A 15,266-nucleotide genomic window follows, 5' to 3' on the forward strand; every position below is an offset into this window, starting at 1 on the left:
CCCACCCGAACGCGTCGTCGGCCTACCGCCGGATGCCGGCGCGGAGCCGGTCCCAGGTGCCGGACGCGACGAGGGCACGGTCGGACGCGGGGAGCGGGGCCTCGGTGAGGAAGGCTCGGGCGTCGAAGTCGTGGGGTCCGTTGAACGGGTAGTCGGTCGCGTGCATGATCCGGTCGATGCCGACGACCTCGGCGCTCCACCGCAGGTAGCGGTGGCTGGCGATGCCGCCCGGAGTCACGAACACGTTGTCCCGCACGTAGTCGGCCAGCGGGCGGTCGAGCCCGGAGGCCCGGTCCAGCAGGGCACTGCGGTCGAGGAAGAACAGGACGGTCTCACCCCAGTGGCCCAGGACGACCTGCAGATCCGGGAACCGGTCGAACACTCCGGCCAGGACGAGCCGCAGCAGCGCGACACCGGTCTGGTGGTGCCAGCCGAGCCCGCCGGTGCGCAGGAGGCCGAATCCGTCGTAGTAGGCGTCGGTCACCGCGGGCGGCGGGACCGCGGGATGGAGGTGGATCGGCGCGCGCAGGTGCTCGGCGGCCTCGAAGATCGACCAGTACTTCTGGTCGTCGTGGAACACCCCGTCGGTGAGCGAGTGCAGCATCGCGCCGTCGAGCCCGAGCTCGGTGACGGCCCGTCCGAGCTCACGCGCGGCGGACTCGGGGTCGGGTGTGGCGAGCGTGGCGAAGCCCTGGAGACGATCGGGACGGCGGCGCACGGCGTCGGCGATGACGTCGTTCGTCGGGCCCTGCAGCGCGACGGCCTCGGCCCTGGGCAGGCTCTGCAGCCCGGGGGTGGTCAACGAGAGCACCGCGGTGTCGACGCCCGCGACGTCCATCGCGTGCAGCCGGTCCTCGCCGAGGTCGAGCAGCGGCGCCGTCACGGTCCCGGCGACGGTCCAGCGCAGCACCGGGTCGGTCAGGTCGGGATCGTGGCGGCGCCAGGCGGCGAGCACGTCGGCGGTCGCCATGTGCTCCTCCAGCGCGACGATCCGCGGGGTGGTCGGGGGCGCGTTCACCGGGACTCGATCCGGCCGAGGGGGCTGCCCGCGAACGCGGAGGACGCCTCGGACCACGCGGGATCGGCGGGATCGAGCGCGGTGCACAGGTAGGCGGTGCTCAGCTGCTGCAGGGCGGCGACCCGCTTGGGGTTCTCGTCGGTGGTCTCGGCGGCCTCGTAGCCGGGGATCCCGCCGAGCGAGTGCTCGGCGCCGTACAGCGTGAGCAGGGACTTCCCGGGCGGGCTGAGCCGGTACGGGTCCGCGCTCCACTGCGGGCCGCGGGTGGTCAGCGGGTTCGCGTCGGCGTCGCCCATGACGACGAGCGCGGGCCCGGCCATGGCGGAGAACTCGGCGTCCAGCCACGGGAGCTGCTCGATCACGCCGGGGGCGAGCGAGTCTCCGCCCCGGCCCGCCGTCGCCAGCAGGACGGCGGCCCGCACGCGGTCGTCGGAGAGATCGGTGACGTCGCCGGTGGCGGGGTCGCGGACCTGCAGGCCGAGCAGCATGCCCGCGGTCTGCCCGCCGAACGAGTGCCCGGCGGCGACGACGCGGTCGCGGTCGAGGCGTCCGTGCAGGGCCGGGGCCGCGGCCTCGACGGTGTCGAGCCCGTCGAGGATCCGGGTCATGTCCCGGACCCGGTGGCGCCACAGCTGCGGCCGGCGCGGGTCGTCCGGGGCGAGCCCGAGGGTGCGCGAGTCGAGGAACGTCGGCTGGATCACCGCGAACCCGTTCGCCGCCCAGTGGTCGGTGAGCGGGCCGTAGGCGCGCAGCGACGACCCGAAGCCGTGCGCGAACAGCAGGACCGGGACGGGGTCGTCGCCGACCGGGACCGACACGCGCAGCTGCAGGTCGGGACCGCGGTCCGGGGCGGGCAGCGTCACCGGTGCGACGGACAGGACGGGACTCATCGAGGTCACCCAACTTTCTAGAACGACTGTGCTAGGAATTATTCGTAGAACGATCGTGATAGAAAGTCAAGCCGACGAGGGGAGGGCGAGATGGTGGGACGACCGGTCGACCACCGGCGCCGCGCGGAGCTGCTGGACGCGGCGGTGGACCACGCGGCCGAGCAGGTGTTCACGGAGCTGTCGTTCCGGTCGGTCGCGGCCGCGCTCGGCGTGTCGACGACGACGTTGGTGCACCACTTCGGGACCAAGGAGCGGATGCTGGAGGCGATCCTGGAGCGGTTGCGCGAGCGCGTGGTCGTGGGCACGGCGACACTGGCCGGCCCGGGCGCGGGCCTCGCGACGGCGGCGCGCGCGGTGTGGGAGTGGAGCACCGACCCGCGCCGGGAGGCCACGTTCCGGCTCTTCTTCGCCGTCTACGGGCGGGCCGTGCAGTCGCCGGAGGCGTTCGCGGACTTCCTGGACCGGATCGGCGCCGAGTGGACGCTGTCGCTGCGTGCGGCGCAGGGGTCCGGCGTCGAGCCGGACGAGGCGGAGTCCCGGGCCACGCTGGTGGTCGCGACGATCCGTGGTCTGCTGCTGGACCTGCTCGCGGGGGGTGACCGGCGGCGGATCGAGCGGGCTGCGGAGCTGTTCCTGTCCGGCCTGGAGGACGGCTGAGCGATCCGAGCCTGCCCGGGAACAGGCGACGAGGAAACTAATCCGAGTCAGGATGATCTGAGTCGGTACTATCTGGGACCATGGTCACGATGCCGGCGTTCTGGACCGATCCCCTCCCTGTCGCGAACCCCCCCCTGCCTCGATGAGGCTGTACCAGCTGCCGACGGGGACCTACCGCACCCGGGCCGCGCTCGCGGTCACCGGTGGGTCCTTCCGGGACGTGCGCGCGTTCGCCGCGACCGCCGTCCTCGTCAGCCACCCGCACGGCGATCTCCTGATCGACGCCGGCTTCGGTGCGCACGTCGGTGAGCACGTGAGGATGCTCGCCCGAGTGGAGCGGGCACCCCTCGAACTCGGCAGGACGGTCGCGCAGCAGTTCGACGACGCCGGCTACGACCGCTCCCGCCTCGCGGGTGTCCTGGTGACCCACGTGCACTGGGACCACGTCAGCGGTCTCGACTCGCTCCGGGTGCCGGTCTGGATCAACCGGGAGGAGTTGCGCTACGCGCGGAGCGACCCTCACGGAGCAGTCTTCCGCGCCGTGTCCGCGGGCCTGGAGATCCGTGAGTACGACCTCGACGGGCCCGCCCATCTCGGCTTCCCCGCGAGCTTCGACGTCCACGGAGACGGTTCGGTCGTCGTCGCCCTCGCCGCCGGGCACACCCGCGGCTCCGTCGTCGTGTTCGTGACCCTTCCCGACGGCGACCGGTACGCGTTCATCGGCGATCTGACCTGGCAGATCGACGGCATCACCCGCGGGGCCGAACGTCCCTGGCCGCTGCGGCGGATGGCCGACGTCGACGCGGACACCGTCAGGCTCGGTCTGCAGCGCAGCATCGCGCTGAGCAGGCTGATGCGGATCGTCCCCTCCCACGACGTCGGCGCCTACGACTCTCTCCCTCGGCTGACCGGCCCCGTCGCGCCCGCCGGTGCGTGAGACTGCAGTGGTGCAGCCGCCTTCCGACTCAGCGCTCCACTCGCGCCCCACCCTCGGGCCGGGGCCCGATTCCGAGCTGACCTGGCTCCTCCACCGAGCGGCGCAACGACTGCACACCGTGGTGGGGGCCGCCGCCGCGCGGCACGGACTCACCCTCCGTGACCACATCGTCCTCAGTGCGCTCCACAAGACGCAGGGGCTCACCCAGATCGAGCTCGGGCAGGCCCTGGGCGTGGACAAGACGACCATGGTCGCGGAGCTCGACCGGCTGGAGAAGGCGGGCCTGATCAGGCGAGAGGTCGACCCGCGCGACCGGCGCGCTCGCATCCCCGCACTCACCGATGCCGGCGATCGCCGTCGCGAGAAGATCGCCGTCGACGCCGCCGCCGCGGAGGAGGCCGCCGTGCAGAACATCGACCCGGCCTCGCTCACCTCCCTGCGCACCGTCCTCCACGCCATCATCACCACCGCCGACGACCCGGGATCGTGCATCTGAGCCGCGACGACCGATCGATGTCCGCGGCAGCTCCTCCGAGGCTCACGTGCGGGGCAGCGCCCCCAGGAGCGTCGTCAGCACCACGCTTCGCAGTGTCGCTCTCAGGTCGAGCTCCACGACGGCGAGTTCCGGTTCGTCCGCGTAGGCGGCGAGAACGGCGGCTGGTGGAGGAACGTAGGTCGACAGTGCTCCGGCCGACACGAGGGTCATGAAGCAGAACCGCTGTGCGCCGTCGTCGAGCTCGGGGAGGAAACGGGTCACCAGCATGCGCATGGTCGCCAACCGGGCCAGCGAGGACCGCTTGTGCCGTCGAACGACCTCCGTGGACACGTTGTGCTCCAGAACGCCGCCCTGGGCGGCGATGAGGTCGCAGAGCACGCTCTGCTCCGCCAGGGACCGACTGAGCACATCGGCGAGCCGATGCGCTCGTGTCGTCATCTCCTCCCGGCCGTCGGCGCCGGTCGCCAGCTGCTCCTCGAGTTCGGACAGCCATGCCCCGAAGAACCTGTCCAGCAGCTCGAGGAGCACCGCCTCGCGGGACTCGAAGTAGCGCAGCACGTTCGACTTCGCCAGGCCCACGCGCCGGCTGAGCTCGTTCAGCGCGAGGTCCGAGACGGGCATCTCCCGGAGCATCGCCGCAGCGGTGTCCAGGATCGCCGTCCGCCGGATCTCTCGCTGTTCCTCGCTGCGCGCTCGTTGGAACTCCACCCCGGCACCCTACTAAAGACCGCCAGTCTCTTGACAAGGGACCGGTGGTCTCCTAGCGTCTCCGGAGCAACAGACCGGCAGTCTCTTAGGGAGCGTCATGAACCAGCCCTGGACCGAACAGCACATCCCCGACCAGCACGGCCGGGTCGCCGTGGTCACCGGCGCCAACGTGGGCCTCGGCTTCGAGACGGCACGCATGCTCGCCGAACACGGAGCACGGGTCGTCCTCGCCGTACGCGACATCGAGAAGGGCCGGCAGGCCGCGGCACGCATGGGCGGGGACGTCGGCGTGCAGGCCCTCGATCTGACATCGCTGGAGTCCGTCTCCATCGCCGCCGCCGAGCTGCGCGCGACCTACCCTCGGATCGACCTTCTGATCAACAACGCCGGCGTCATGTACACACCGAAGCAGACCACCGCCGACGGCTTCGAGCTGCAGTTCGGAACGAACCATCTCGGACACTTCGCCCTCACCAACCTCCTCCTGGAGCGGCTCCTGCCCGTACCCGGCTCCCGCGTGGTCACCGTCAGCAGCACCGGCCACCGCATCCGCGCAGCGATCCACTTCGATGATCTGCAGTGGGAACGCTCGTACAGCCGCTCCGCCGCGTACGGCCAGTCCAAGCTCGCGAACCTGATGTTCACCTACGAGCTGCAACGACGACTTGCCCCCCACGGCACGACGCTCGCCGTCGCCGCCCACCCCGGCGTGTCCAACACCGAACTCGCCCGGAACACACCCGCGGCACTGCGTGTGCCCATGGGATGGCTGGCACCACTGCTCACACAGACACCCGAGATGGGCGCGCTCCCCACCGTCCGCGCCGCAACGGATCCCGGCGTACTCGGCGGGCAGTACTACGGCCCCGGCGGCCGAGGCGAGATCCGCGGATACCCGACGCTCGTCTCCTCCAGCGATGCCTCGCACGACCATGCGGTACAGCAGCGGCTGTGGACCGTGTCGGAGGAGCTCACCGGGGTGAGCTTCCCCGTGGCGGCGGCAGGTCGCTGAACCCGACCACACCGGCGTCACCGGGCTGCCCTCGGTAGGCTCGCGGTCATGTCCGGAGCGACCGTGAACGACCCCATCGCCGAGCTCGTCGCGTGCCGGGACTGCGGCCGGGACTGCCTGCTGCAGGTCGCGGACCTCTGCGCCGACTGCATCGCCAGGATCGGCACCGCCGCCGACGACGCCGACTACCGCGCCTGGCGGACGGAGAACGAGCGCCGTGTGGTCACCGGGGAGCTGACCGGCGCGATCTGACCGGCGCGATCCGACCGAGGCGATCCGACCGGGGCGATCCGACCGCCCCGGTACGTCCCGCTCCGGTCAGCGGATCGCGGTCGCGTTCGGTGGCGAGCCGACGCCCCCGACGAGGTGCAGCGGCTTGACCACCGTCAACGACGTCCAGCCGCCCCCGGCGCGGCTGTCGGCGACCAGCGCGTCGAGGTTCCACAGCTCGCCCAGGACCACGCCGAGCTTGGCGATGAGCTCCTGGTGCATCATCCCGGCGTCCTCGGGGGCGGTCCCGGTGAACGGGCTGCCCGGGTCCACCGGCAGCACCTCGACGGCGAAGGTGTCGGTCGCGAACACCGCGACCCGGTGGTCCCAGATCCAGCGCGGCAGCTCGTGCGACTGGCGGAACCCCGTGGCGCGGCGCGCGGACCGGACCTCGGCGCGCAGCTCGTCGTCGGCGTCGAGGAACCAGCGGGCCCAGCCGGTGTGGACCAGGACGAGATCGCCCGGCCGGACCTGCTCGCCCTGGCGCGCCAGCGCACGGTCCAGGACGTCGGCGTCGAGCGCGGGCCCGGCCCGGTGGTCCAGCGGGGTGCCCTCCTCGGCGAGCAGCCCCGCCACGTCGATCAGCAGCCCGCGCCCGACGATCGGCTTCTCCGCCCAGCGCTGCACGCCCAGGGCGGGGCCGCCCGCGACGATCGCCGCGTCGGGGACGCCGTCGTAGAAGCCGTACCCGGACGCCCGCCGGTGCCGCAGACCGTCGACCTGCGACGTGGCCTGCAGGTAGAACCCGTGCAGCACGTCGTCGCGGGCCTGCGCGTGGGCGGAGAGGATCTCGTGTCGGGGCGCGGACCGGGCCCGCGCCATCGGCGGGTCGAACGCGTCGAGGGCGTGGTCGAGGCCGAACACGGCGCCGCGGGTGACCACCGCGGCGCTGGCCCGGACCTCGTCGGCGCCGGCGAAGTTGGCGGTGCCGCGCTCGGGATCGGTGGTGAAGACGCCCCAGCTCGCCCCGGGCGGACGGCGCCCGGCCAGCTCGGCGTGGGGGGGCACCTCCCACCGGGGCGGCGGCTCAGTCATCGTCGGCCACGTCGTCGCCGTGGCCGGGGCCCTGCCAGTAGGACAGGACGAACGACAGCAGGCCCGCCGCGGAGGCGCCGCCGAAGGCGTAGGGCGCCATCGTCCTCGCCCAGGCCCGGGCGGCGGTCGCGTCGCCGAGGCCGAGCAGTGCGGTCTGGCCCACCACGATCACCAGGCCGGCGAGCAGGAAGAACACCACCGTCAGGGCGAACAGGAACGTCGTGACCTTCGCCGCGGTACCGGTGGCGGGGTCGGAAGAGATCGTCGTCGAACTCATGGGTGTCTCCGATACGGGCGGGTCAGACCGGGAGCAGGCCGGTCGCGATCAGGACGCCGATCCCGAGGATCGGCAGGCAGTAGTATGTGAGCAGCGGGACGAACGTCTTCACCGGGTCGACGCGGGCGATGCCGGCGGCGACGTAGATCGGTGCCCCGGACGGCGGTGAGGCACCCTCGGTGGAGGCGAACACGAGCACCGCGGCGGCGGCGACCGGGGCGGGGATGCCCGCCCCGGCGAGCGCGATCACCGCGACCGGCCCGACCGCGGCCATGGTGGCGCTCGCGGTCAGCGGGATCGCGATGGCGACAATGATGACGCCGATCGCGATGGCCATGATCCAGCCGGGTGCGTCCAGCCCGGCGAGCACCGACTCGAGCTGCTCGGCGAGCCCGAGCTCGCCCAGCAGGTTCGCCGCGGAGAACGCCGCGACGATGGTGATGCCGATGACGCCGAAGGACGGCGCGGCCTTGCCGATCGCGGTCCACCAGCCCGAGGTGGTGCGGGGCAGGTGCTTCCGGCCGAGCACGAGGACCAGCACGATCATCAGCACCGGGATCCAGGTGATCAGGCTGATCACGTCGGGCATCGTGTACGGCTGGGCGGCCAGGGTGGTGCCGTCGGCCAGCTCGACCGGCTTCTTCATCGCGTCGGAGACACCGGAGTAGGAGCCGAGCGCGTCGGCGACCGGACCCCGGGTGAGCAGCAAGGGCACGAGGATCGGCCCGAACAGCAGCAGCGAGGTCCACCCGGAGCGCAGGCTGCGCCCGAACGGGATCCGGTCCTCGGCGGCGATCGACTGGATGCCGTTGCGGCGCACGAGGAACCACGAGAGGACGAACCGGTAGCCCAGGCACCAGAGTCCGGCGATCGCGAGCGGCTTCACGATCTCGTCGGGCTGCATGACGCCCTGCGCGGCCAGCCCGCCGACCAGGATGAACATGGTGGCCGAGAAGGGGAAGGTGACGCCCATGCCGGCACCACCGGCGACGACGGTCGCGGCCAGCTCGGGCCGCACCCCCGAGCGCTTCATCCACGGCACCGTGACCGAGCCGACCGCCGCGGTGACCGCGGCGCCGACGTGGGCGATGGCACCGAAGATGCCGCCGGCCGCGGTGGCGGTGTAGACCGGCCCTCCGCGCAGCCGCCCGAGCACCGAGTTGAGCAGGTCGATCAGCTTGTCCAGGACCGGGGTGCGGGTCAGCAGGTAGGACATGAACACGAACGCCAGACCGGCGAAGGTGACCTCCTCCTGCAGCGCGTCCAGCACCGATCCGGAGATGGCCGACCAGGCCGATCCGCCGTCGACGGTGCCGCCGAACAGGACGAACGCACAGACGGCCACGAACCCGAGGATCATGGCCTCGCCGATGTTGCGCTTGAACACCGCGTTCCAGACGATGATCACGCCGACGAACGCGACCAGCGCCCACACGGCTGTCATCGGGCCGGCTCCGCGAGGATCGCGGCACGGCGGCCGGCCTCGTCGGCCTCGACCGCGCGGCCGCCCAGCAGGCTCGCCGCGGCCTCGGCGGCCGGGACGACGATGACGCCGTCGTCGTCGCCGACGATCAGGTCACCGGGGTGCACCACGACACCGCCGACGGCCACCGGCACGTCGACCTGGCCGGGGCCGTTCTTGTAGGGGCCGGCCGGGGTGACCGCACGGGCCCAGGCGGAGAAGCCGATCTTCTCCAGCTCGACGACGTCGCGCAGGGCGCCGTCGACGACGATCCCGGCCACGCCACGCTTCTTCGCCCGCTCGGCCATGAGCTCGCCGAGCAGCGCGCGGGTGGTGTCGCCGTGCCCGTTCACGACGAGGACGTCCCCGGCCCGGCAGCGGTCGAGCGCCCGGTGCAGGGCCAGGTTGTCCCCGGCGCGGACCCACACGGTGCGGGCGCGGCCCACCGCGCGGACACCGCGCCAGAGCGCGTGGATGCCGCCGTCCATCATGCCCATACGCTCGCGGGCGTCGCCGATGTTGGCCACCGCCAGTCCGGCGTAGGCCGCCAGCAGGTCGTCGCCGGGGGCGAGGGCGGCGTCGGCGCGGTCGCGGTGCAGCTCGGCCGCCGCCGAGATCATGACCGGCCGCACGCCGAGGGAGTCCAGCAGCTCGGCCGACGCCACGGACTCGGCGGCCCGGCGGTCGGCGTGCTTGAGGGTGCCGTCGTGCAGGCGCTCGGTGGTCTCGTGACCGCCGGCGAGGGCGTCCGCGATCTGGCCACGCACCCAGTCCTCGGCGTCCGCGGCCGCGCCGGCGGCCACCGACTCGACGATCAGCGCGCCGAGGCCCTTCATGAAGCTGCTGCGCAGCAGCTTGCGCACCGAGGCCGCTCCCGGCTCGCCGCCGATGTCCTCGACCGGCGCGCCCAGGGCACGGAAGACCTCCGCGGCCCGCGCCGACGCCACGCCGCTGACCACGACACCGGTCGCGGCACCGTGCTCGGGCACCGAGCCGACGACCGCCACGTCGGCGAAGCGGTGCGGGCCGACGAGCTCGGCCGTCGCCCGCTTGGCGTCGGGGGCCATCGAGTTCATGTCGACGAACACCGCTCCGGGGGGCAGGTGCGCGGCGACCGACTCGGCCGCGGACCGGGCGACCTTCCCGCCGACCAGGCTCAGGACGAGCTCGGCGTCCCGCACGGCCTCGGCGGGGGAGTCGGCCCGCCGCGCGCCGTCGGGGGTCGCGGTGTTCGCGGGGTCGTACCCGGTCACGTCCCAGCCGCGGGCCACGAGCCCCGCCGCGTAGAGCGCCCCGGCCTCGCCGAGTCCCAGCACTGTCGTACGCACGCTGCCTCCTTGCAGGTTTACCGCAGAGTGATAAGTACTCTCGCACTATGGAGAGTGTGTGCACGGAGCGGTAATCTGTCAACGGGCGATGTGTCGGACGCTGAGCGCGGCCTACCACTGTGTGAGAATCGCGGGTGTGGTGGCGGAGAGCAGTGAGCAGGCCCGGGGCGAGCGGTCCACCTCGACCATGCGGTCGCTGGAGCGCGCGATCGACGTGTTGGAGGTCCTCGACGACGCCCGTCAGCCGCTGCGCCTCACCGAGATCGCCCGGCGGGCCGGGCTGCCCGTGGCGACCGCCCAGCGGATCCTCACCGTGCTGGAGGCACGCGACCGGGTCGAGCGCGACAGCACCGGCTACCGGCCCGGCGTCGCCCTGACCTTCGGGGCGCACGCCTACCTGGCGACGAACCCGTTGCTGCGCGCGGCGAGCCCGGTGCTGCTCGACCTGGCGGCCGAGACAGGCCTGACGGCGTCGCTGTTCCGCGAGTACCGGGACACCCGGGTGGTGCTCACCCGGGCACACGGGATCCGCCGGCTGCGCTACGAGCTCCCGATCGGGGCCCGGCTGCCGCTGCACGTCGGTGCCGGGAAGGTGCTTCTCGCCCAGCGCCGCCCCGAGGACGTGACGGCGGTGCTGGCCCGGGCGGCCGAGGCGGGGGAGCAGGTCGACGAGGTTGCCCTGGCCGCCGACCTCGACGGCATCCGCGAGCGTGGCTACTCGGTGGCGCGCGGCGAGCGGGAGCCCGGCGTCGCCAGCGTCGCGGCGGCGGTGCCCCTGGGCGGGGAGGTGCGCGCCGCGGTGCAGGTCGCCGGGTACATCGACGACATCCCGGAGGACCGCACCGCGGCGCTGGGCACGGAGGTCCGGCGGGCCGCCCTGGCGATCGGGCGGTCGCTGCCCGAGCCCTGAGCGGCCGTGGTCAGCCCGCCGGGACCGGCGCCGCCGTGCCCCGCGCCGGGGCGCCCGGGACCGTGGTGACCGGGACCGTGGTGACCGGGACGGTGGTGACCGGCGCCGCCGGGTTCCCGCCCCAGACGCCGCCCGCGCCGACGCGCTCGCCCTTCATCAGGAACGAGTCCGGGGCCAGCACCGCACCGTCGCCGACGACCGTGTCGTAGTGGACGAACACCCCGGCACCGAGCACACAGCCGTCGCCGATCCGGATGTGGTCGGCCTTGAAGACGCCGTCCTCCATCGAGTGCGCCTGCAGGATCACCCCGGCACCGAGCACGGTGTCGTCGCCGATCGCGACCAGGGTCTTCTCGCTGATCGCGGCGCCGTCGTCGAACACCCGACGGCCCACCCGGACCCCGAGCAGCCGCCAGACGAGTGGCTTGAGCGGGGTGCCGTTGAGCAGCGACGGCTGGATGCTCAGCTTCCAGAACCGCTCGTGCCACCAGAAGTAGCGGTCGTAGATCGAGCAGTGCTGCGGCTGCAACCGCCGGAACCCGGTCGCCGCCCGTTCGACGAGCACGCCGACGGCCAGGTCGGCGAGCCCACCGGCCAGGGCGCCGCCGGCGATCGCGAGCGGGCCCGCGGTCGCCAGGAAACCCGCCGCCACCAGCCCGACGGTCAGCAGCACGTGCAGCCGTACCCAGGTGACCAGCAGGAACAGCGCCATCGTGGCCAGGTTGTGCCGGTCCTTCGCGGCGAGCCTGCGGCGCAGCCGCTCCCCGGTGACGGCGAGCCGCGGGTCCTCGGGGCGGGCCCGGGGGATCTCGAACGCGGGCGAGCCGAGCAGGCCGACGTCGCGCCGGCGCGGCCCGTCGGTGGGGATCATGGTCTTGGTGCCGACCAGGCAGCCGTCGCCGATCCGGTCGCCGGCCGGGACGGTCAGGACGTTGCCGAGGAAGCAGTCCGCGCCGAGACCGACCGGCACGGTCCGGAACGAGGTGCTGGTGAACTCCGCGGTCCGCAGGAACACCCCGTCGGAGAGCATCGTGTTCGGCCCGATCGTCACCAGGTTCGGCACCTCGTGGGCGATGTCGGCACCGACGTTCGAGCCGGTCTGGCCGCCGCGGGCGATCCGGTAGCCGATCCGCCGCAGGTAGCCGACGACGAAGGAGCTGTCCCCGAACAGCTGGACGAACAGCGGCACGTTGCTCAGCCGCGCGACCGTGCGGTGGCACCAGTACGCGGCGCCGTAGAGCCGGTGCACGCGGCCGGGTCGCAGCAGCGGCCAGAGCAGCCGCGGCACCAGGGTGACCACCAGTAGACCGGCCACCAGCGCGGCGGCACCCGCGGCCAGCGACAGTCCGAGCCCGAGCGGGCTCACCGCCAGAGCGAGCAGGTCGCCGGGGTCGCGCCCGTCGACCAGCGCGGTGACCCGCGGCCCGTCGTCCAGCACGGCGACGGCGAGGGTCACCGTCGCGGGCCCGGCCAGGAACAGGGTGAGCAGCTGGACGGTCGCGAACACCGCCCGGCGGGCGGTCGAGCAGCGGGCCGGATCCGGGCCGCGGAAGTCCGACGTCGTCGGGACGGCCGGTGAGCCGTGCGCACGGGTGCCGTCGGGGATCCGGGCGCCCCGCGGCAGCGACGACGCGTGCCCCAGCTGGGCGTCGTCGCCGACGACGCTGTCGATGTCGAGGACGGTCGCGTCGGACACGACCGCGCCGCGGCCGATCGTGACCGGCCCGGTGACGATCCGGCCGCGCTCCACCCGGTAGCCGGTGAACGAGCTGCGCGACCGGACGACCGCGCCGTCGCCGATGGAGATCAGGTCGGTGCAGACTGGGACGGTGCGGGAGAACACGACCGCCCCGCGCCCCACTCGGGCCCCGAGCGCGCGCAGGTGCAGCAGGTAGAGCGGTGAGCCGGCGAACAGCACCATCGGGCTGGTCCGCACCAGCGTGGCGACGACCCAGAACCGCAGGTGCGCCGCGCTCCACAGTGGGATCTCCCCGGCCCGCCAGCGCCCGACGAGCAGCCACTTCGCCAGCACCGGCACGAGCGTGAGCAGCAGGAACGTCGCGACGAGCGCGGCGCCGGACCGCTCGAACAGGTCGAGCAGGCCGGTCGCGAGGTCCATCCACTCGATGTCGGCCCAGGCGACCACGGCGCCGGCGGCCAGACCGAGCAGCAGCACGAGCACCTGCACCGTCCCGCACAGGAGGTGCCGCGCCCGGCCCACCGGCGGGGGAGCGGCGGGGGCGACGGCCGGTGTCGTGCCGACGGTGCCGGGCCCGGTCCGGTCGAGCAGCGCGGCGAGCGAGCGCACCGTGGGGTGCTGGTAGAGCACCCGCATCCCGACCGGGCAGGACGGCCCGCGCCGGTGGCGGACGAGCGCCGCGAACTGGGCGAGCGCGAGGGAGTCCGCACGTAGGTCGTCGACCAGGTGGCTCTGCACGGACACCTCGGCGAGCCCCAGGGACTCCCCGAGCAGCGCCGCGAGCTCGGCCTCGGTCGCCGTCGCCGGTGCGACGACCGGTGCCGACGACGCCGTGCCCCGCCCGCTCGGCGCGGGCAGCGCCGCCCGGTCGACCTTGCCGCTGGTCGTGGTCGGCAGGGCGGGCAGGTGCTCGTAGCAGGCGGGGACCATGTGCGCGGGCAGTCGCGCCCGCAGCCCGGCGGCGACCTCGTGGTCGTCGATGCGCAGGCCGGGACCGGTGCAGTAGTAGGCGACCAGCTCCGGCACCGAGGGCCGCACCTCGTGCACGGTCACCGCGGCGGCGGCGATGCCGGGCAGGTCGGCGAGCACCGACTCGATCTCGGAGAGCTCGACGCGGAACCCGCGGATCTTGACCTGACCGTCGGCCCGGCCGACGAAGCTCAGTCCCTCCGGGTCGGCCCGCACGAGGTCGCCGCTGCGGTAGGCCCGCTGCGGGCCGAGCGCGGGGACCGGGGAGAAGCGGTCGCGGTCCTTGTCGCGGTCCAGGTAGCGGGCGGTGCCGACACCGGCGATCACCAGCTCACCGACCTCACCGGACCCGACCGGCGCGCCCGTCGCCGGGTCGAGGACCGCGAGCCGCCACCCCGCGAGCGGCAGCCCGATGCGGACGGGGCCGTCCTCGGTCAGCCGGGCGGCGCAGGAGACGACGGTGGCCTCGGTGGGGCCGTAGGTGTTCCAGACCTCCGGGCAGGCCCGGGCCAGCCGGTGTGCCAGCGGCTCGGAGCACGCCTCGCCACCCAGGATCAGCAGCCGGACCGCGCGGAGCTGCTCGGCGGTCCACAGCGCCGCCAGCGTCGGCACGGTCGAGACGACGGTGATCCCCAGCTCGACGAGCCGGTCCCCGAACTCGGCGCCGGAGCGTACGAGCGCGCGCGGCACCGGGACCAGACAGGCACCGTGCCGCCAGGCCAGCCACATCTCCTCGCAGGAGGCGTCGAAGGCGACCGACAGCCCGGCGAGGACCCGGTCGCCGGGGCCGAGCGGACGGTCCCGGGCGAACAGGCGGGCCTCGGCGTCGACGAACGCGGCGGCGCTGCGGTGGGTGACCGCGACGCCCTTGGGCGTGCCGGTGGAGCCGGAGGTGAAGATGACCCAGGCGTCGTCGCGGACGTCCGGGCCGCGCGAGGGGACGCGGCGCGGGTGCACCGGCCCGGGCACGATCCGCCCGCCGGCCTCGACCACGGCACACACCGCGGCCTCGGTGAACACGGTGCGTGCGCGCTCGTGCGGGTCGTCGGCGTCGACCGGGACGTAGGCGGCGCCGCGGCGCAGGACCGCGAGGATCGCCACGTACAGGTGCGGGGTGCCCGACGGCACCCGGATCCCGACCCGGTCGCCGCGGCCGACCCCGCAGGCGGCGAGCCGGGCGGCGGTCCGCTCGACGGCCGCCCGCAGCCCTGCGTAGTCGAGCCGGACTCCGCCGGTGTCCAGGGCCGGGGCGTGCGGGTGGTCGGCGACGGTGCGGGTGAAGACGTCCCACAGCGTGCGGGGCGGCGCGGGGGGTGCGCCGGTCAGGACGCTCCCGTGGGTCGCGTGCCGTCCCGGCGCCGCGGGCAGGCGGACGGTGACCCCGCCGAACGGGTCCCGCGGCGGGGAGCCCGGCCGCAGGGGAATCGTGCCGGGACCGAACTGCGACACCGAAGCCCTCCAGAAACGTCGTCGAACGGCCGGAGACTAACCCGTGGAATGAACACCCCCGATCCGGGTGTGCCCTTTCCAGTTCGACGACGCACGGCGCGTCACGCATTCTTCGCCCGTTGTCCACCGGGCGAGAAGTCCGGTTGCTT

14 protein-coding genes are annotated in these 15,266 nt (G+C 73.6%); 6 read left to right on the forward strand and 8 right to left on the reverse strand.

The window, feature by feature from the left end; translation table 11 throughout:
- Positions 1 to 22: 22 nt before the first annotated feature.
- On the reverse strand, positions 23 to 1,018 hold the full coding sequence (locus Ae717Ps2_RS08105; RefSeq protein WP_233147487.1) for an amidohydrolase family protein: 996 nt from the start codon (positions 1,016 to 1,018) through the stop codon (positions 23 to 25).
- Positions 1,015 to 1,908 carry an alpha/beta hydrolase gene (locus tag Ae717Ps2_RS08110; RefSeq protein WP_139318670.1) on the reverse strand — a complete coding sequence of 298 codons (894 nt, stop codon included), beginning with the start codon at positions 1,906 to 1,908 and terminating at the stop codon, positions 1,015 to 1,017. Before Ae717Ps2_RS08110 ends, Ae717Ps2_RS08105 begins: the two co-directional genes overlap by 4 nt.
- 90 nt (positions 1,909 to 1,998) lie before the next feature.
- Between Ae717Ps2_RS08110 and Ae717Ps2_RS08115 the strand changes: the two genes are divergently transcribed.
- From Ae717Ps2_RS08115 to Ae717Ps2_RS08125, 3 genes are all read left to right on the forward strand, one after another.
- On the forward strand, positions 1,999 to 2,565 hold the full coding sequence (locus Ae717Ps2_RS08115; protein ID WP_075305594.1) for a TetR/AcrR family transcriptional regulator: 567 nt from the start codon (positions 1,999 to 2,001) through the stop codon (positions 2,563 to 2,565).
- Positions 2,566 to 2,707: 142 nt separating this feature from the next.
- Entirely contained in the window at positions 2,708 to 3,502 is a 795-nt protein-coding gene (locus Ae717Ps2_RS08120) for an MBL fold metallo-hydrolase (protein WP_083702296.1), read from the forward strand.
- Between the two features lie 10 nt (positions 3,503 to 3,512).
- Positions 3,513 to 3,998, forward strand: coding sequence for a MarR family winged helix-turn-helix transcriptional regulator (locus Ae717Ps2_RS08125; protein ID WP_075311537.1), 486 nt, complete (start codon positions 3,513 to 3,515; stop codon positions 3,996 to 3,998).
- Positions 3,999 to 4,040: 42 nt separating this feature from the next.
- Here Ae717Ps2_RS08125 and Ae717Ps2_RS08130 read toward each other — a convergent pair whose 3' ends face one another.
- Positions 4,041 to 4,706, reverse strand: coding sequence for a TetR/AcrR family transcriptional regulator (locus Ae717Ps2_RS08130; RefSeq protein ID WP_075305596.1), 666 nt, complete (start codon positions 4,704 to 4,706; stop codon positions 4,041 to 4,043).
- A gap of 97 nt (positions 4,707 to 4,803) precedes the next feature.
- Between Ae717Ps2_RS08130 and Ae717Ps2_RS08135 the strand changes: the two genes are divergently transcribed.
- On the forward strand, positions 4,804 to 5,718 hold the full coding sequence (locus Ae717Ps2_RS08135) for an SDR family NAD(P)-dependent oxidoreductase (RefSeq protein ID WP_075305597.1): 915 nt from the start codon (positions 4,804 to 4,806) through the stop codon (positions 5,716 to 5,718).
- Between the two features lie 48 nt (positions 5,719 to 5,766).
- Entirely contained in the window at positions 5,767 to 5,970 is a 204-nt protein-coding gene (locus tag Ae717Ps2_RS08140; protein ID WP_060712618.1) for a hypothetical protein, read from the forward strand.
- A 66-nt stretch (positions 5,971 to 6,036) separates the two neighbouring features.
- Here Ae717Ps2_RS08140 and Ae717Ps2_RS08145 read toward each other — a convergent pair whose 3' ends face one another.
- Genes Ae717Ps2_RS08145 through Ae717Ps2_RS08160 form a run of 4 tightly spaced genes read right to left on the reverse strand, consistent with a single transcriptional unit; the run spans position 6,037 to position 10,090 of the window.
- The gene (locus Ae717Ps2_RS08145; protein ID WP_143510340.1) at positions 6,037 to 7,023 is read right to left on the reverse strand and encodes a cyclase family protein; all 987 of its coding nucleotides are present in this window, start codon (positions 7,021 to 7,023) and stop codon (positions 6,037 to 6,039) included.
- Entirely contained in the window at positions 7,016 to 7,300 is a 285-nt protein-coding gene (locus Ae717Ps2_RS08150) for a hypothetical protein (protein ID WP_075305599.1), read from the reverse strand. The genes Ae717Ps2_RS08145 and Ae717Ps2_RS08150 overlap by 8 nt, the downstream gene beginning before the upstream one ends.
- Before the next feature lie 22 nt (positions 7,301 to 7,322).
- Positions 7,323 to 8,744: a TRAP transporter large permease subunit gene (locus Ae717Ps2_RS08155; RefSeq protein WP_075333189.1), complete on the reverse strand. Its 1,422-nt coding sequence runs from the start codon at positions 8,742 to 8,744 to the stop codon at positions 7,323 to 7,325.
- Entirely contained in the window at positions 8,741 to 10,090 is a 1,350-nt protein-coding gene (locus Ae717Ps2_RS08160) for an NAD(P)-binding domain-containing protein (protein WP_043280465.1), read from the reverse strand. The genes Ae717Ps2_RS08155 and Ae717Ps2_RS08160 overlap by 4 nt, the downstream gene beginning before the upstream one ends.
- Positions 10,091 to 10,229: 139 nt before the next feature.
- Here Ae717Ps2_RS08160 and Ae717Ps2_RS08165 point away from each other — a divergent pair, with 139 nt between their 5' ends.
- Positions 10,230 to 11,000 carry an IclR family transcriptional regulator gene (locus Ae717Ps2_RS08165; protein WP_158071475.1) on the forward strand — a complete coding sequence of 257 codons (771 nt, stop codon included), beginning with the start codon at positions 10,230 to 10,232 and terminating at the stop codon, positions 10,998 to 11,000.
- Between the two features lie 10 nt (positions 11,001 to 11,010).
- Here the strand turns inward: Ae717Ps2_RS08165 and Ae717Ps2_RS08170 are convergent, their stop codons facing one another.
- Positions 11,011 to 15,117 (reverse strand): Pls/PosA family non-ribosomal peptide synthetase, encoded by a 4,107-nt coding sequence (locus Ae717Ps2_RS08170; RefSeq protein ID WP_075333190.1) that lies wholly within the window; start codon positions 15,115 to 15,117, stop codon positions 11,011 to 11,013.
- Positions 15,118 to 15,266: the final 149 nt, after the last annotated feature.

It is taken from the genome of Pseudonocardia sp. Ae717_Ps2, from assembly GCF_001932475.1.
Classification (GTDB): Bacteria; Actinomycetota; Actinomycetes; order Mycobacteriales; family Pseudonocardiaceae; genus Pseudonocardia.